At 70.2% G+C, this 17,144-nt stretch carries 16 protein-coding genes; 10 read left to right on the top strand and 6 right to left on the bottom strand.

Annotation, left to right across the window (positions count from 1 at the left end; genetic code table 11):
• Positions 1-2: 2 nt before the first annotated feature.
• Entirely contained in the window at positions 3-1,799 is a 1,797-nt protein-coding gene (locus AB7M35_RS01905) for an acyl-CoA dehydrogenase (RefSeq protein WP_453956790.1), read from the bottom strand.
• 137 nt (positions 1,800-1,936) lie between these two features.
• On the opposite strand from AB7M35_RS01905, the gene AB7M35_RS01900 reads away from it, so the two are divergent.
• The 3 genes from AB7M35_RS01900 to AB7M35_RS01890 all read left to right on the top strand — a co-directional run bounded on the left by AB7M35_RS01900 (position 1,937) and on the right by AB7M35_RS01890 (position 4,290).
• Positions 1,937-2,956 (top strand): L-threonylcarbamoyladenylate synthase, encoded by a 1,020-nt coding sequence (locus AB7M35_RS01900; RefSeq protein WP_453956788.1) that lies wholly within the window; start codon positions 1,937-1,939, stop codon positions 2,954-2,956.
• A gap of 94 nt (positions 2,957-3,050) precedes the next feature.
• Positions 3,051-3,977, top strand: coding sequence for a histone deacetylase family protein (locus tag AB7M35_RS01895; RefSeq protein WP_453956786.1), 927 nt, complete (start codon positions 3,051-3,053; stop codon positions 3,975-3,977).
• A 52-nt stretch (positions 3,978-4,029) separates the two neighbouring features.
• Complete coding sequence (locus AB7M35_RS01890) at positions 4,030-4,290, top strand: exodeoxyribonuclease VII small subunit (protein ID WP_453956784.1); 261 nt, start codon at positions 4,030-4,032, stop codon at positions 4,288-4,290.
• A gap of 127 nt (positions 4,291-4,417) precedes the next feature.
• Here AB7M35_RS01890 and dxs read toward each other — a convergent pair whose 3' ends face one another.
• Positions 4,418-6,349 (bottom strand): 1-deoxy-D-xylulose-5-phosphate synthase, encoded by a 1,932-nt coding sequence (gene dxs / locus AB7M35_RS01885; protein WP_453956782.1) that lies wholly within the window; start codon positions 6,347-6,349, stop codon positions 4,418-4,420.
• Between the two features lie 236 nt (positions 6,350-6,585).
• On the bottom strand, positions 6,586-7,500 hold the full coding sequence (locus AB7M35_RS01880) for a pirin family protein (protein ID WP_453956780.1): 915 nt from the start codon (positions 7,498-7,500) through the stop codon (positions 6,586-6,588).
• Positions 7,501-7,855: 355 nt separating this feature from the next.
• On the opposite strand from AB7M35_RS01880, the gene AB7M35_RS01875 reads away from it, so the two are divergent.
• The 7 genes from AB7M35_RS01875 (at position 7,856) to AB7M35_RS01845 (ending at position 13,758) form a co-directional block, all read left to right on the top strand.
• Positions 7,856-9,295 (top strand): MFS transporter, encoded by a 1,440-nt coding sequence (locus AB7M35_RS01875; RefSeq protein ID WP_453956778.1) that lies wholly within the window; start codon positions 7,856-7,858, stop codon positions 9,293-9,295.
• 118 nt (positions 9,296-9,413) lie between these two features.
• Positions 9,414-10,013: an SCO family protein gene (locus AB7M35_RS01870; RefSeq protein ID WP_453956776.1), complete on the top strand. Its 600-nt coding sequence runs from the start codon at positions 9,414-9,416 to the stop codon at positions 10,011-10,013.
• Between the two features lie 61 nt (positions 10,014-10,074).
• Positions 10,075-10,209 carry a hypothetical protein gene (locus AB7M35_RS01865; protein WP_453956774.1) on the top strand — a complete coding sequence of 45 codons (135 nt, stop codon included), beginning with the start codon at positions 10,075-10,077 and terminating at the stop codon, positions 10,207-10,209.
• Positions 10,210-10,267: 58 nt separating this feature from the next.
• Positions 10,268-11,002 (top strand): TlyA family RNA methyltransferase, encoded by a 735-nt coding sequence (locus AB7M35_RS01860; RefSeq protein WP_453960559.1) that lies wholly within the window; start codon positions 10,268-10,270, stop codon positions 11,000-11,002.
• The gene (locus tag AB7M35_RS01855) at positions 10,999-12,282 is read left to right on the top strand and encodes a class I SAM-dependent RNA methyltransferase (RefSeq protein ID WP_453956772.1); all 1,284 of its coding nucleotides are present in this window, start codon (positions 10,999-11,001) and stop codon (positions 12,280-12,282) included. The genes AB7M35_RS01860 and AB7M35_RS01855 overlap by 4 nt, the downstream gene beginning before the upstream one ends.
• A gap of 3 nt (positions 12,283-12,285) precedes the next feature.
• Positions 12,286-13,362: a class I SAM-dependent methyltransferase gene (locus tag AB7M35_RS01850; RefSeq protein ID WP_453956770.1), complete on the top strand. Its 1,077-nt coding sequence runs from the start codon at positions 12,286-12,288 to the stop codon at positions 13,360-13,362.
• Positions 13,363-13,437: 75 nt separating this feature from the next.
• Positions 13,438-13,758 (top strand): hypothetical protein, encoded by a 321-nt coding sequence (locus AB7M35_RS01845; RefSeq protein ID WP_453956768.1) that lies wholly within the window; start codon positions 13,438-13,440, stop codon positions 13,756-13,758.
• A 95-nt stretch (positions 13,759-13,853) separates the two neighbouring features.
• Here the strand turns inward: AB7M35_RS01845 and AB7M35_RS01840 are convergent, their stop codons facing one another.
• Genes AB7M35_RS01840 through aroC form a run of 3 tightly spaced genes read right to left on the bottom strand, consistent with a single transcriptional unit; the run spans position 13,854 to position 16,637 of the window.
• A complete protein-coding gene (locus AB7M35_RS01840) occupies positions 13,854-14,408 on the bottom strand; it encodes a hypothetical protein (protein ID WP_453956766.1) in 555 nt (184 codons plus the stop codon).
• Positions 14,392-15,510 (bottom strand): 3,4-dihydroxy-2-butanone-4-phosphate synthase, encoded by a 1,119-nt coding sequence (ribB, locus tag AB7M35_RS01835; protein WP_453956764.1) that lies wholly within the window; start codon positions 15,508-15,510, stop codon positions 14,392-14,394. The genes AB7M35_RS01840 and ribB overlap by 17 nt, the downstream gene beginning before the upstream one ends.
• Complete coding sequence (gene aroC, locus AB7M35_RS01830; RefSeq protein ID WP_453956762.1) at positions 15,510-16,637, bottom strand: chorismate synthase; 1,128 nt, start codon at positions 16,635-16,637, stop codon at positions 15,510-15,512. Before aroC ends, ribB begins: the two co-directional genes overlap by 1 nt.
• Positions 16,638-17,144 lie beyond the last annotated feature (507 nt).

The raw sequence follows: 17,144 nt of genomic DNA, 5'->3' as shown, positions 1-17,144 counted from the left end.
GGTCAGGACGCGAGAAGCACCGGCGCGGCAGAGGCGATCACGTCGCCCCCTTCCTCGATTTCCCGCCGAAGCGCGGCGGTGGCGGTCAACGGATTGGCCGCGAAATAGCGCGCCACGAGCGCCCTGCGGGCCGCCGCCGGCGAGGAGGCGATGTCCGGGTCCTGGGTGGCCAGCAGCGCGCCCTTCGCCAGCGCGACGGCACCCGCCGTCAGCCCACACAGGCGCAGGAAAGGTGTCGCGCCGGCGAGTGCTTCGGCGATCTTTCCCTCGGCGCGCGCCGTGCCGAGCCATGACGCCGCGGCCGCCATGTCGGCGATCGCATCGTCGAGCCGTGATCCCACCGCGCTCAGGGCGGGATCGTTGCTTGCGCGCACGCGCTCGGCATCGGCCGACAGCTCCGAAACCCACGCCGCAAACGCTTTCCCATCGCCGATCGGCAGCTTGCGCATGACGAGGTCGATCGCCTGGATGCCGTTGGTGCCCTCGTAGATCGGGAAGATCCGCGCATCGCGCAGGAACTGCGCCGCTCCCGTCTCCTCCACGTAGCCCATGCCGCCGTGGACCTGGACGCCGAGCGAGGCGACCTCCACCCCGATGTCGGTGGAGAACGCCTTGGCAATGGGGGTCAGGATGTCGGCGCGCGCCTGCCAGAAGCGCGCATCGTCGCCCGACATCGTCTCCGCTCGGTCGATGGCGACGGCACAGGAATAGGCTATGGCGCGGGCGGCTTCGGTGAGGCCGCGCATGGTCAGCAGCATCCGCTTCACGTCGGGATGCTCGATGATCGGCGACATGCCGTCGCCCTCGGCGCCGGGCGCCCGCCCCTGGGTCCGCTCTCCGGCATAGGCCGCGGCCTGCTGGAGCGCGCGTTCGGCGATCCCCACGCCCTGCAGGCCGACCGCGAGCCTGGCATTGTTCATCATCGTGAACATGCAGTTCAGGCCCCGGTTCTCCTCGCCGATCAGGTAGCCAACCGCACCCTCGCCCCGGTCGCCGTAGCCCATGGTACAGGTCGGCGAGCCGTGGATGCCGAGCTTGTGCTCGATGGCCCGGCAGACGACGTCGTTGCGCGCGCCGAGGCTGCCGTCCTCCTCCACCATGATCTTGGGAACCAGGAACAGGGAAATGCCGCGCGTGCCAGCGGGCGCATCGGGCAGCCGCGCCAGCACCAGATGGATGATGTTCTCGGTGAGGTCATGGTCGCCGTAGGTGATGTAGATCTTCTGGCCGAAGATCCGGTAGGTGCCGTCGCCGGCGGGTTCGGCGCGGGTGCGCAGCGCCCCGACGTCGGACCCCGCCTGGGGTTCGGTCAGATTCATCGTGCCCGCCCAGCGGCCGGTCACCAGCGGCTCCAGGAAGCGCGCCTTGAGGTCCTCAGCGGCATGGCTTTCGACCGCCTCGATGGCACCAGCGGTGAGGATCGGTCCGATGGCGAAGGCCGGCGAGGCCTGGTTCCACATTTCCACGATCGCGGCATAGAGCGCCTTCGGGAGCGCCTGCCCGCCGAACGCCTCGGGTCCCGTCAGCGCCGGCCATCCGCCCTCGACCCACTGGTCGTAGACCTGGCTCCAGCCCGGCGGCATCGTCACCTGCCCGTCGCGCATTGGCGTTCCGTGGCGGTCGCCGACGACGTTCAGGGGTGAGATCTGGTCGGCGGCGAACTTTCCGGCCTCGGTCAGGATCGCGTCGACGAGATCCTCGCTCAGCTCGGGAAACAGACCATCCGCCAGCAGCCGGTCGACGCCTGCCACCGATTTGAGCGTAAATGCGATCTCGTCTACGGGTGCCCGGTAGGCCATAAGGTTCTCCCTGTCCCCGCTTGCCGTTGTCCGGACGTCCGGAGGCGGCACGGGCAATCCGATTGGGCGGGCCACGTCCGGCTTGTCCGATACGGCCCCGTCTGGAGATCACAGTAGAAAGCCGCCGCGTGCCGTCAATGGCTGGAGAAGCACCCACCGAAGCGCAGACCGCGCCCCGTGTCGCCCGGATGACCACGCCGGAGGACGACCCGGCTGCGTTTGCCGCTGCCCTCGACGCGCTGGCGCGGGGCGAACTCGTCGCCGTTCCCACCGAGACGGTCTACGGGCTCGCCTGCGACGCCACCAATCCGGACGCGATCGCCCGGCTCTACGCGGCGAAGGGCCGCCCCTCCATCAACCCTCTCATCGCCCATGTCGCGGATCTGGACGCCGCCGCGCGGGAGGGCGACCTCGACGCCCGGGCACTCCGGTTGGCCGACGCATTCTGGCCCGGGCCGATGACGCTCGTCGTGCCGCGCAGCGCCGGCTGCCGGGTCGCGGCGTCGGCGAGCGCCGGCCTGCCTAGCCTCGCGCTCCGCGTTCCCGCCGCCCCGCTGATGCAGGCGCTGGCTGCCGCCCTCGGCCGCCCGATCGCCGCGCCGAGCGCCAACCGGTCCGGCCGGATCAGCACGACGACGGCCGAGGCCGTGGTGGAGGACCTGGGCGGCGCGGTTTCGGTGGTGCTCGACGCTGGCCCCTGCGCGATCGGCGTCGAATCGACCATCGTCGACCTCACAGGCCCGACGGCCCGTTTGCTGCGGCCGGGCGGGCTCGACCGCGCGGCGATCGAGCGCGTGCTCGGCGCGCCGCTCCAGGCACCGCCCGCCGACGCGGGGGAAGCGCCGATCGCGCCGGGCCTGCTCGCCTCCCACTACGCGCCGCGCGCTGCGGTGCGGCTCGACGCCACGGAGGTGCTCGCCGGCGAGGCGTGCCTCGCCTTCGGCCCGTCGCTGCCGAGCGGCGCCGAAAAGGCGGTCGCGTGCGAGAATCTCAGCGTGACCGGCAATCTGAACGAAGCGGCGACCGCCTTGTTCGCGGCGCTCAGGCGCCTCGACCGCTCTGGCGCGCCGATCATCGCCGTCGCCCCGATTCCCCGGTCCGGCATCGGGGAAGCGATCCGCGACCGGCTGGTGCGGGCCGCGGCTCCCCGCCCCTGAGCGGCCGCGATTTCCCGGTTTCCCACGTCCTTTGATTGACAAAGTCCGGCGGGGCGGCGTCTGATCGACGTCAAACAAGAACGGACAGCGCTCTGTGCCAACCCTCCTTCTGCATCATCCGAAATTCCTCGAACACCTGACCCCCGAGGGTCATCCGGAACGACCAGACCGCCTCCGGGCGATCGACCGGATTCTCGAGCACGAGCGCTTCCAGCAGCTCGAGCGCGATCTCGCGACGCCGGCCAACGACGAGCAGATCGCCCGCTGCCATCCGACCTCGTACATCCAGCACATCCGCGCCACCGCGCCGGAAACCGGCTTCGCCAGGCTTGACGCGGACACCACCATGTCGGCCGGAACGCTGGACGCGGCGCTGCTCGGCGCCGGCGCGGCCTGCACGGCGGTGGACGAGGTGATGACGGGGCGCGTCTCGAACGCCTTCTGCGCCAGCCGCCCGCCCGGCCACCATGCCGAGCGCTCGACGGCGATGGGCTTCTGCTTCTTCAACAACGCCGCCATCGCGGCCCGTCACGCCCAGGCGGCGCATGGCGCCGAGCGGGTGGCGATCGTCGACTTCGATGTCCATCACGGCAACGGCACCCAGGACATCTTCTGGGACGATCCGTCGGTGTTCTACGGCTCGACCCACCAGATGCCGCTCTATCCGGGCACCGGAGCGCAGCGCGAGACCGGGGCCGGCAACATCTTCAACGCCCCCCTGTCGGCCGGCGCCGACGGCGAGGTGTTCAAGGATGCCATGCGCAGCCGGATTCTCAATTCGCTCAAGGACTTCCGTCCGGATCTCGTGATCATGTCCGCCGGCTTCGACGCGCACGTGCGCGACCCGCTCGGCGAGCTGCTGCTGGTCGAGGCGGATTTCTCGTGGATCACCTACCACCTGATGGAAATCGCCGACCAATACTGCCACGGCCGGGTGGTTTCGGTGCTTGAAGGCGGGTACGATCTGGAAGGGCTCGCCCGGTCCACGGCGGCCCATGTCATGGCGTTGATGGACGCCTGATGCGGGCGACCACGGCCCCCGCCAACCCGATTTCAGCCAGACGAGGCCCTGCGTGACCGCAAACGCGTCCCCCATTCCCGACGACATCGCCGCACTCAGCTTCGAACAGGCGCTGGCGGAGCTGGAGAAGATCGTCGGCGAACTGGAAAAGGGCGAGGTGCCGCTCGAGAAGTCGATCGCCATCTACGAGCGCGGCGAGGCGCTGAAGAACCACTGCGAGGCGCTTCTGAAGCGCGCGGAGCTGCGCGTGGAGAAGATCCAGGCGCGCGCGGACGGCATCTCCAGCGGCACCGAGCCGTTCGACCCGAGCTGACCGCGCGATTCGCGCAAACGCCTTTCAATTCAATACTTTAGGATGAAATCCTGACATCGCGCGCAGCGCTCGCCGCGCGTGGGGCCACGTTGCGCGATTCTGCGCGTTCTTGCGCGAAACTGCGCGTTTATGCGCGCTGGGCGTGGGTGAGCTTGTCGCGACCGAGCGCCTCGAAGACGGTGCGCACGATCCCCGCGGCATCGAGGCCCGCGAGCTGATACATCCGCTCGGGCTTGTCCTGGTCGACGAAGGTGTCCGGCATCACCAGCGGGCGGACGCGGAGCCCGTTGTCGAGCAGGCCTTCGCCCGCGAGGAAGGTGAGCACGTGGCTTCCGAAGCCGCCGATGGAGCCCTCCTCGAGGGTGACCAGGATCTGGTGCTCGCGGGCGAGCCGCCGGATCAGGTCCTCGTCGAGGGGCTTGGCGAAGCGGGCGTCGGCGACGGTGGCCGACACGCCGTGGGTCTCGAGCTCCTCGGCCGCCTGCAGCGCCGCCGCCAGGCGGGTGCCGAACGACAGCAGCGCGACGGTGGTGCCCTCCCGAATCACCCGGCCCTTGCCGATGGCGAGCGGAACGCCGACCTCGGGCAGCTCCACCCCGACGCCCTCGCCGCGCGGATAGCGGAAGGCGATGGGCCCGTCGTCGTGGGCGGCGGCGGTCGCCACCATGTGGCGCAGCTCCGCCTCGTCGGCGGCGGCCATGACCGTCATGCCGGGCAGGCAGGCGAGGTAGGCGATGTCGAAGGTGCCGGCATGGGTCGGCCCGTCGGCGCCGACGAAGCCCGCGCGGTCGATGGCGAAGCGGACCGGCAGCTTCTGGATCGCGACGTCGTGGACGATCTGGTCGTAGGCGCGCTGCAGGAAGGTGGAATAGATGGCCGTGAACGGCTTCAGGCCGCCGGCGGCCAGACCGGCCGCGAAGGTGACGCCGTGCTGCTCGGCGATGCCGACGTCGTAGGTCCGGTTCGGAAAAACCTCCTGGAAGAGGTCGATGCCAGTGCCCGACGGCATGGCAGCGGTGACGGCGACGATCCGGTCGTCCTTCCGCGCCTCCTGGATGAGGCTCTGGCCGAACACCTTGGTGTAGCTGGGGGCGTTGGAAACCGCCTTCGCCTGCTTGCCGGTGACGACGTCGAACTTCGACACGCCGTGATATTTGTCGGTCGAGCCCTCGGCGGGCGCGTAGCCCTTGCCCTTCTGGGTCACCACGTGGACCAGGATGGGGCCGCGCTTCGCGTCCCGGACGTTCTTCAGGACCGGCAGCAGGTGGTTCAGGTTGTGCCCGTCGATGGGGCCGACGTAGTAGAAGCCGAGCTCCTCGAACAGCGTGCCACCCATGGCAAAGCCGCGGGCGAACTCCTCGGCCCGCGCCGCGCCGCGCTCGACGAACCGCGGCAGATGGCTGACGATCCCCTTCACCGCCTCGCGCATGGAGACGTACGCTTCGCCCGAGGTCAGCCGCGCCAGATAGGCGCTCATGGCGCCCACCGGCGGCGCGATCGACATGTCGTTGTCGTTGAGGATGACGATCAGCCGCTCGCCCATGGCGCCGGCGTTGTTCATGGCCTCGTAGGCCATGCCGGCCGACATCGCGCCGTCGCCGATCACCGAGACGACGTTGTGCTTCTCGCCCAGCAGGTCACGCGCGACGGCGAAGCCGAGCCCGGCCGAAATGGAGGTGGAGGAGTGCGCCGCGCCGAACGGATCGAAGTCGGATTCGGCCCGCTTGGTGAAGCCCGACAGCCCGTCGACCTGGCGCAGGGTGCGGATGCGGTCGCGCCGGCCGGTCAGGATCTTGTGGGGATAGCACTGGTGGCCGACGTCCCAGATGAGCTTGTCGCGCGGCGTGTCGAAGACGTGGTGCAGGGCAACCGTCAGCTCGACGACGCCGAGGCCGGCGCCGAGATGCCCGCCGGTCACCGAGACCGCGTCGATGGTCTCCGTGCGCAGCTCGTCGGCAACCTGCTTCAGGTCCGTCTCGGGCAGCCGCCGCAAATCGGCCGGCGTGCGGATCTGGTCCAGCAGCGGCGTCCGGGATGTCGGCTCGCGTTCCTCGGTCAAGCTGTGCCGTCCTCTCGTCAAACATCTCGTTGCGTGCAGCGCTGCGGGCAGCCGGCACGGAAGTCTTCGGCGTCATCCGGCCGCGCGGACCGGATCCGTGCGACTGTTCGGAAGCGCCAAGCCGATGGGGCGTTAGCACGTGAACCGGGCCGCTCCAAGCCGCAGCCCCGGCCGGTCGCGCGGCGGGTCCTTCCCTACACCAACGCAAACGCGGCGTCAGCGTTCAGTCGATCCGGTCACCGCTCGGGCAGCGGGATCAGCTCGTGTTCGCCGGGCACCGCGGCGAAGCGTCCCGCCTTCCAGTCGGCCTTCGCATCCTCGATCCGCTCCTTCGACGAGGACACGAAGTTCCACCAGATATGGCGTGGCCCATCCATCGTGGCACCCCCCACGATCACAAGGCGCGTCGGTTCGAGCGCCACCAGGGTGGCGGCATGGTGCGGATGGAAGACGATCAGGCGGCCGGATTCGTACCGTTCGCCGCCGATCTCGACGGCACCGGACATCAGATAGATCGCCCGTTCCTCGTGCCCGACATCGAGGGGCAGCCGGGCGCCGGTCTCCAGCACCGCATCGGCATAAAGGGTGTCGGAATAGGTCTTCACCTTCGAGGACTGGCCGTAGGCCGAGCCGATCATCACCCGGACGCGCTTGCCGGCGTCCTCGAGCGTCGGCAGCGCGGCGCCGTCGTAGTGAAAGAACTCCGGCTCGATTTCCTCGGCGTCCTTCGGAAGCGCGACCCAGAGCTGGAGACCCAGCATGTTCGGCCCCTTGGCGCGCTCCTCGGCCGGCGAGCGTTCGGAATGGGCGATCCCCCTGCCCGCCGTCATCCAGTTCACCTCGCCCGGGCGGATCGCCTGCACGGTCCCTAGGCTGTCGCGGTGCATGATCTCCCCCTCAAACAGGTAGGTCACCGTCGCCAGCCCGATGTGGGGATGGGGACGGACGTCGAGCCCCTCGCCCACCGGCATCTCGGCCGGGCCCATCTGGTCGAAGAAGATGAACGGCCCGACCATCCGCCGCCGCGCCGTGGGCAGCGCCCGGCGCACTTCCAGCCCGCCGATGTCGTGGGCGCGGGGAACGACCACCAGGTCGACCGGCAGGCCGTCCTCGTCCACCGAGGCCGGCTTTTCGCTTGGCATCCAACTCATGTCGTCCTCCGGACCCGCCGCACGGTCAGTCCTGATCTGCGGGAATTCTAGGCCCGCGGACGGGGTTTGGACAGGCTGCGGGCGCCGACCGGCGACAGCCCCGGCACAGCCAGCCCCGCTAGCCGGTAGGATGGCGGCGATTCATCCATTGCACAGCCCTCACGGGTGGGGTTAAGGCAGGAGGGATGGAAGCCCGGCGGCCCGACATTCGGCACGCTGCTTCCATGTTTTCGTCCGCTTCGCCCACTACGGCCCGTGCCGACACTGGGGGACCGGCACGCCGCAGCCCGTCCGTGCCCGATTCTACCGCCGCCGGTCCCGATCGGCATTACCCGGCGAACACCAAGGTGGCCGAATGCTGAAAGCGCTGGCGCCCATAGCCGCGGTCCTCATCGGCACCGCGTTCATGCTGTCGGGATATGGCCTGCAGTCCACCGTGCTGCCGCTGCGCGGCGAGGCCGAAGGGTTCGGCGCGCTGTCGCTCGGCCTGCTCGGATCGGCCTACTACATGGGCTTCGTCGCCGGCTGCTTCTTCGGCCCCTTCGTGATTCTCCGGTCGGGGCACATCCGGGCCTTCGCCGCGATGATCGCCATCGGCTCGGCCGCCTCGCTGGCGTTCCCGCTGGTCGTCTCGCCGGCGAGCTGGAGCCTGTTCCGCCTGCTGTTCGGCTTCTGCACGGCCTGCCAGTTCATCATCATCGAAAGCTGGCTGAACGACCGGGCGACCAACACCACGCGTGGGCAGGTGATGTCGGCCTACGTGCTCGTCAGCTTCGGCACCATCATGCTGGGGCAGCTCGCGGTGACGCTGTTCCCGATCACCGATTTCGGCCAGTTCGCCCTCGCCTCGATCCTGCTGTCGCTGGCGGCGGTGCCAATCGCCTTGACCAACGCCGGCCAGCCCGCCCCGATCGCCGTCGTGCGGTTCCGACCACGCCAGCTCTTCAACGCCACGCCCGCGGCGGTCGTGGGGGCCACCGGCAGCGGGTTCATCCTGGGCGCCATCTGGGGCCTCGGACCCGTGTTCGCGACGTCGCGCGGTTTCAGCGCCAGCCAGGCCGCGGTGTTCATGAGCATGTGCTTCGTCGGCGGCGCCATCGGCCAGTACCCGCTCGGCCGCCTGTCCGACTTCTACGACCGACGCCTCGTGATGGTCGGCGCCATGCTGTCGTCGGTGGTCGCCGCGCTGGCGCTGTGGCACACGACGTCGCCGGACTGGATGACCATCGCGATCATCGGCTTCGTCTTCGGAGCGTTCGCCTTTCCCGGCTATTCGCTGGCCGCCGCCCATGCCTTCGACGCCACCGAGCAGGAGAACATGGTCGAGACCTCGGCCACGGTGCTGCTGCTCTACGGCGTCGGCTCGGTGCTCGGGCCGCTGATCGCCTCGCTGGCCATGAAACTCTCCGGATCCGGCGGGCTGTTCCTCTACTGCGCGCTGATACAGTTGGCCCTCGCCGCCTTCATCATCGTGCGGATCCGGGTGCGCAAGGCGCTCACCACCGAGGAGAAGACCGACTTCGACATCTACTCGACCGCGCCGGTCGGCGGCGCCATCACGCCAGAGCCCGTCGACGAGAGCCATCCGATGATGGAGACGCCGGAAGCGCCGCCGACGAGCGAGCACGAGTTCGACAACCTGGTGGAGACGGCGGGCTTCCCGGTGCCCGATGCCGAGACCGACTACGACGACATGATCCTGGCGCCGACCGGCGAGCGCGAAGAGGCGCTCGACGCCCTAGACGACGAAGTGAACCGGGGCGGCGGCGGTGCGCTTTCGGAGAACAACCGGTGACGCGCCCCCGACGGGCCCGCGAGCGGCCCGGCCTGCGACCCTTGGCCACCGGTTTCGCCACTTCCGTCGCGGCGCGACAGGTCTATGACTGTCGCAAACGATCCGCGGGATGAAAGCCATGAAACTCGTTCGTTACGTCGCCTGGGGACTGGTCGCGCTGGTGGCGATCGCCGCCGCGGTCGCCTCGATCGGCTGGTACACCGGCGAGATGGGCGGCCCGAAGCAGGGGCTCGCGACCATCGGCGGGCCGTTCGCGCTCGTCGACAGCGACGGGGACCGGGTGACCGAGGCCAACTTCTCCGACAAGCCGCGGGCGATGTTCTTCGGCTTCACCTTCTGTCCGGACGTCTGCCCGACGACGCTCTACGAGGCCGGCGGCTGGCTGGACGCGCTGGGCGACAAGGCGGACGACCTGAACATCATCTTCGTGACGGTGGACCCGGAGCGCGACACCCCGGAGCAGATGAAGAGCTACCTGTCGTCGTTCGACCCGCGCATCGTCGGCCTCACCGGCACCCGGGAGCAGATCGACGACGTCATCTCCAAGTACCGCGTCTACGCCAAGAAGGTGCCGCTGGACGACGGCAACTACACGATGGACCACTCGGCCGCGGTGATGCTGTTCGACGAGGACGGCGAGTTCACGGGCACCATCGACTACCGCGAATCCAAGGAGAACGCGGTGGCCAAGCTCGAGCGGCTCGTCGCCGGGGGCTGACCCTGATAGGGTTGTCCCGACAGCGCCGCACGAGGCGGCGCCCCATTCGAAGCGGTCTCACATGACCTGGCCCGCCGCGATCGGCACAACTCTGGTCTGCGTCTCGCTCGTCGTCATCGGCTCGGTCCTGTGGCTGCGCTACGGCGAGGGCATGTTCGTGGAACAGATGCTCGCATCCCTGGCCGGCTGCTTCTGAGGCTGAACGATTGACCGACATCGACGACCAGACGGACGCGCCGGCGACAGGGCGGGCGATGCGCCTCGACCAGGCGCTGGCGGAGCGCGGGCTGGTGCGCTCGCGCGCGGCGGGGCGCGACGCGGTGCTGCGCGGCACCGTCCGGGTCGACGGCACGCCGGTGTCGCGGCCGAGCGTGCGCGTTCGGCCGGAGCAGGCGATCGAGATCGCCGATCCGGCGGCGCGCTACGTCTCCCGCAGCGCGCTGAAGCTGACGGCCGCCCTCGACGCGTTCGGGATCGACCCGGGCGGGCGTGATGCGGTGGATCTCGGCGCCTCCACCGGCGGCTTCACCCAGGTGCTGCTGGAGCGCGGCGCGCGCTCGGTGACCTCCATCGACGTCGGCCACGGGCAGCTTGCCGGGGAGGTCGCGTCCGATCCGCGGGTCCGCTCCATCGAGGGCCTGAACGTGCGCGAGCTGGAGGCGGCGCACCTGGCGGTCGCGCCGTCGCTGATCGTCGCCGACCTGAGCTTCATTTCCCTGATCCTGGCGCTTCCGCCGGCACTGGCTCTCGCCGCACCGGGGGCGGACCTCGTCGCCCTCGTCAAACCCCAGTTCGAAGTCGGTCGCGAGGGCATCGGCAAGGGCGGCATCGTCCGGGAGACAGCAATGGTCGATGAGGCACTGGAACGCGTGCGCCGGTTCGTGGACGCGACGCCGGGCTGGACGGTGCGGGGGCTGATCGCCTCGCCGATCGCCGGCGGCGACGGCAACCAGGAGTACCTTCTCTGCGCCCGGGCGGCCGGCCGATGAGACAGCCGCACCGACGCACCGGCGGACGCCCGCAGCGCCCCGCCCCCGCCGCCCGCGACCTGACGGTCCGCATCCGCGAGCTGGGCCACAAGGGCGACGGCATCGCCGACACCCATCCGTCGATCTACGTGCCGCGCACGCTCGCCGGCGAGACGGTGCAGGTGCGCGCCACCGGCGCCCAGGCGGAGCTGGTCGCGGTGGACGTGGCCTCGCCCGACCGGGTGGAGGCGCCCTGCCCCTATTTCGGCAGCTGCGGCGGCTGCGCCGTGCAGCACATGGCGACCGACCCGTACCTTGCCTGGAAGCGCGAGCTGGTGGTCGCGGCGCTGTCGGCGCGCGGCATCGACGTGCCCGTGGCGCCGATGGTGCCGGCGACGCCGGGCACCCGGCGGCGCGCCGTGCTGACGGCCCTGCCGCTCGGCCGCACCGTCCGGCTCGGCTACCACGCGCGCGCCTCCCACGCGATCGTCGACATCGAGAGCTGCCTGGTGCTGACGCCGGGGCTGGTGGAGCGCTTCGGGGCGTTCCGCGACATCGCCCGGATGACGGCGCCCAAGAAGGGCCCGCTGCGGATGACGGTGACGGAGACCGACACCGGCGTCGACGTGGCGATCGAGGACGGGCTGGAGCCCGATCCGGCGCGCTTCGCGGCGCTGGCCGAGATCATGCAGCGCGCCCGCATCGCCCGGGTCAGCCTCGACGGCCGGGCCGTGCTGGCGCTGGCCGAGCCGGTCGTGCGCATCGGCAAGGCGCGGGTCGCCCTGCCGCCGGGCGGCTTCCTGCAGGCGACCGCCGAGGCCGAGGAGGCGCTGGCCTCGCGGGTGGTGGAGGCGCTTTCCGGGGCGAAGCGCGTGATCGACCTCTTCTCCGGTGCCGGCACCTTCGCCCTGCGGCTCGCCGAGACGGCGCCGGTGCTGGCGGTGGAATCCGACCGGGCGCTGCTGAACGCCAGCCTCGAGGCGGCCAACCGCACTGACGGGCTGAAGGCGTTCAAGGCGGAAGCGCGGGACCTGTTCACGTTCCCGGTTTCCGCCAAGGAGCTCGACCGCTTCGACGGGCTGGTGTTCGATCCGCCGCGCGCAGGCGCCGCCGACCAGGCGACCGAGATCGCCGCGTCGAAGGTGGCCACCGTGGTGGCGGTGTCGTGCAACCCGGCGACGCTCGCCCGCGACCTCAGGATCCTCATCGACGGCGGCTACGCGGTCGAGAGTGTCACACCCGTGGACCAGTTCCTCTACGCGCCCCATATCGAGGTGGTGGCCGTCCTGACGAGGAGATGACCGATGGCGCCGATGTCGCTTGACCGCCTGTCGACCCGCGCCCGCTTCGCGCTCGCCCAGGGGGCGCGCGTCGGCTGGTACGGGACGCAGAGCGCGCTGTCGTCGCGGCTGGTCTCGCGCCTCGAGCGCGACATCCCCGAGGAGGACCGCCGGCGGGCGCGCACCGAGCGGCCGGTGCCGAACCGCGCGGCGCTGTTCGACGACGTGCAGAAGCTGCTCAAGCGCGACATGCGCAACGTCGAGGCCGGCCTCTACCCGATGCCGCGGGACGAGCGCGGCGGCATCGCCGGGGCGGTGAAGCGGGCCCGGCTCTATTTCGAGGACCTGCCGGAGGTCGTCCGCCGCCGCCACAGCCAGAGCCACCACGAGCTCGCCGGCGACGGCGCGCCGCGGCCCGACTACTACCTGCAGAACTTCCACTTCCAGACCGACGGCTGGATGAGCGACCGCTCGGCCCGGATCTACGACACCCAGGTGGAGACGCTGTTCCTGGGGGCGGCCGCGGCCATGCGCCGGCAGGCGCTGGTGCCGATCGCCGAGGAGCTGGCGAAGCGCGACCAGCGCGGGCTGTCGCTGGTGGACGTCGCCTGCGGCACCGGCGCGTTCCTCGGCACCGTCAACCGCGCCTTCCCGCGGCTCGCCACCCTCGGCGTGGAGCTGTCGGAGGCCTACGCGGCGCACGCGCGCACCACCCTCGGCCGGCGCCCGCGCACCGGCGTCGCCGTCGCAGACGCCGCCGCGCTGCCGCTGGCGACCGGCTCCACCGACTTCGCGACGGTGATCTACCTGTTCCACGAGCTGCCGCCGGAGGTGCGCGGCGCGGTGGCGCGCGAGTTCGCCCGGGTGATCGCGCCGGGCGGGCTGGTGGTGATGGTGGATTCGCTGCAGTTCGGCGACCGGCCGGACTTCGACGGCCTGCTCGACCTGTTTCCGCAGATGTTCCACGAGCCCTACTACCGGAACTACCTGATCGCCGACATCGCGGCGCCGTTCGTGGCGGCGGGATTTGCCGTGGAGCGGCAGGAAACGGCGTTCCTGTCGAAGGTCACGACGTTCCGCCGGAGCGCCGAGCGGGCGTGATGCCCCGGTCACAAATCCGGCGTAGTGTGGGCACCAGATAAGGAACGACGGACGCTCGAATCGGGAAACGCGGGGATGCGCAAGCTAGCGGTCACCTGTCTGGCTGTGGTCTGCCTGATTGCCGGTCTCCTGACCGTCTGGACACCCCTTCCCACCGGCGTTCCGCTGATCGCCATCGGGCTGTTCCTGCTGCTCACGGTGAGCCCGCGGGCGAAGCGGACGCTGCGCCGCGTGCGCGCCAACCACGCGCGCGTCGACCGCGGCCTGGAATGGGTCGAGGCGCGCGCCCACCGGTCGATGGCCGTCACGCTCCGGCGCACCCGGCCGTACCGGCACAAGGCCAAGATGGCGCTGCTCGCGACCGCCGAAAGCCTCGGTGAACGGTCGCAGGCCTGAACCAAATTTCCATTTGAAATCAGAGAGCTGACGCGGGTTCCTGAGGCGTGCGCGTGCGGGGTGCCGTGCTCGGGCGGGGTGCCGCGCGGGCGCGGTCAGGTCCGGGCGGCGGCGGCCATCTTCTGCAACGCCTTCACGCGCCGCAGCACCACCTCCGGATCGGCGCGCAGCGTGTCGAGCTTGATCTCCAGCACGTTGCCCTTGAGCGTCCAGTTCTTGCTGGTGTAGCGCCGCCAGGTCGCGGTCACCTCGGGCTGCACGACGGCCTTGTCGAGGGGCATCGACAGCGTCACCACCAGCCGGGTGAAGCGCATGGTGCGGATGTAGGTCTCGAACATGTCGATGTCGGCGATCGCCCGCCAGCCGATGACGCCGATGCGGTCGACGTAGAGCCCCTGCATGCTGGCGCCGAGCTGGGGGCGGCGCGCCTCCATCAACGGGCGGTAGTAGAACGTGCTGCCGAGCCCGACCAGCGACAGAAGCAGCGCCGCCGGGTGGCCCTGGACGGCGGTGATGATGCAGCCGATCACCACCAGCGACGCGCCGCCGTAGACGTAGATCTCGCCGCCCGACGGGTTGTAGCCGACGGCGAAGGAGCGCGGGACCGGCTCCGGCCCCTCCTCCCGCGGCGGATCAACCGGCGCGGTCATCGATGATCTCGGTGCCGTCGATGGTGATGCCGAAGCCGTCGAGACCGACATAGTGGCGCTCGCGGCCCGCCAGCAGGCGGATGGAGCTGACGCCGAGGTCGCGCAGGATCTGCGCGCCGAGCCCGATCTCGCGCCACTCCTCGTCGCGCTTCTGGGCGGTGTCGTGGCCCTCGTCGGGGCTGGCCATCTGGCGCGGCCGCTCGGAGGTGGGCGTCACCCCGACCGAGCCGTCGCGGAGATAGACGACGACGCCGCGGCCGGCTTCCTTGATGCGGCCCAGCACGCCCTCGATCTGGCGATGGCGGCCGAACACGTCGTTGAGGATCGTCTCGCGCTGCAGGCGCGCCGGGATCGATTCTCCGTCGCGGATGTCGCCGAAGATCAGCGCGAGGTGCTGCACCGCCTCGAAGCGGGTGCGGTAGCTGACCGCCTGGGCGGGCCCGACGGGCGTGTCGACCATCACCTCGCCGACCCGTTCCACCAGCCGCTCGGTGCGCTGGCGCCAGGCGATGAGATCGGCGACCGACACCGTCTTCAGCCCGTGCTCGTCGGCGAAGCGGGCGACCTGCTCGCCGCGCTTGACGGTGCCGTCGTCGTTGACGAGTTCGCAGATGACGCCCACCGGCGGCAGGCCGGCCAGCCGGCAGAGATCGACGGCCGCCTCGGTGTGGCCGGAGCGCATGAGCACGCCGCCGTCGCGGGCGATCAGCGGAAACACGTGCCCCGGACGCACGAAGTCGGAGGCGCCGAGGTTGGGGTTGGTCAGCGCCCGCACGGTGTTGCAGCGCTCCTCGGCGGAAATGCCGGTGGTGAGGCCGTGACGCACGTCGATGGAGACGGTGAAGGCGGTGGAGAGCGGCGCGTTGTTGTCCGACACCATCGGCGCCAGGTTGAGCCGCTCGGCCTCGGCGCGGGTCATCGGCGCGCAGACGATGCCGCTGGTGTGGCGCACGATGAAGGCGACCTTCTCCGGCGTCGCATGGGTGGCGGCGACGATCAGATCGCCCTCGTTTTCCCGGTCGTTGTCGTCGGTGACGACGACGATCTCGCCACGCTCGAACGCCCGGATCGCGTCAGCAACCCGGCTTGAATGTTCCGTCATCAACCGAATGCCTCGCTCGAACCCAGAGTGTCACGCGCACCGGGACCTACCTGCCCGCGGTGCCTCAAAAGATGATCGGCCAGCACGCAGGCCATCATCGCCTCGCCCACCGGGACCGCACGGATGCCGACGCAAGGGTCGTGCCGCCCCTTGGTGGAGACCTCGACGTTCTCGCCGGTGCTGGTCACCGAGCGCCGCGGCGTGAGGATCGACGAGGTCGGCTTGACCGCGAACCGCACCACGACGGGCTGTCCCGACGAGATGCCGCCGAGGATGCCGCCGGCATGGTTGGACATGAAGCGCGGCCGGCCGTCGTTGCCCATCACCATCTCGTCGGCGTTTTCCTCGCCCGACAGCTCGGCCGCGCCGAAGCCGGCGCCGATCTCGACGCCCTTCACCGCGTTGATGGACATCATCGCGCCGGCGATCTCCTGATCGAGCTTGGCGTAGATGGGCGCGCCGAGGCCGGCGGGCACGCCTTCGGCGACCACCTCGACCACGGCGCCGATGGAGGAGCCGCTCTTGCGGATCTTGTCGAGATAGTCGGTCCAGACCGGCACCATGCCGGGGTCCGGGCAGAAGAACGGGTTGTCGCCGACGGTGTCCCAGTCCCAGCGGGAACGGTCGACCTCGTGCCGGCCGATGCGGATCAGCGCGCCGCGGATGGTGACGCCGGACAGCACCTTGCGGGCGATGGCGCCGGCCGCAACGCGCGCCGCCGTCTCGCGCGCCGACGAGCGGCCGCCGCCGCGCGGATCGCGCAGGCCGTACTTCGCATCGTAGGTGTAGTCGGCGTGGCCGGGCCGGTAGCGGTCGGAAATGGCGCTGTAGTCCTTGGAGCGCTGATCGACGTTCTCGATGACCAGCGCGATGGGCGTGCCCAGCGTGCGCATCCGGCCATCCTCGTCCTCCACCACGCCCGACAGCACGCGGACCTCGTCGGGCTCGCGGCGCTGGGTGGTGAAGCGCGACTGGCCGGGACGCCGCCGGTCGAGCGCCGCCTGGATGTCGGCGCGCGTCAGCTCCAGCCCCGGAGGGCACCCGTCGACCACGCAGCCGAGGGCCGGACCATGGCTTTCGCCGAAGGTCGTGACGCGGAACAGATGGCCGAAGGTGTTGTGGGACATGAACGCGATCGCCGTGTGTGTGGAGCCCTCATCTAGATAGGTGCGGGCCGCCGGTCAAACCGGACGCGATGGTTTCTGTGCGCTCACGCCGACGCAAGCACCCTCGCAACCGCGCGGGCCGGCGGGTTCGCGCGCGCGCAACCGCTTTTCCAAGCACGCCAGGAACCCTTTTCGTGTGGTGCGCCGATCGCCGTGCAAGGTCCGGCACCGCGACACCTGCGGGAACACTTCGGCCGAGCCAGCCTTGCCTTGCCTCGCTCACGCAAAGAGTTGTATCGTCGACGGGGTACAAGCAGTGGTTCGGGCCATGACGAAAAACGCACAAGATCTTTCCGACGAAGTCCGCTCTGCCGACGACGCGTGCCTTCTCCGCGAGAAGGTCGCCTGGCAGCCCCCTAAACTCCAGCGCCTCGACATCGACGAGACGCATGGGGCGGCGGGAGGAAACGCGGATCCATTCTCTTCCTAGTTAGTTCCGGGCGCCGCCACCGAGATCACTCCCCCGCC

This window comes from Amorphus suaedae, assembly GCF_053629675.1.
The sequence above is the reverse complement of the archived record's forward strand: the minus strand, read 5'-3'. Positions and strand labels throughout refer to the sequence as shown.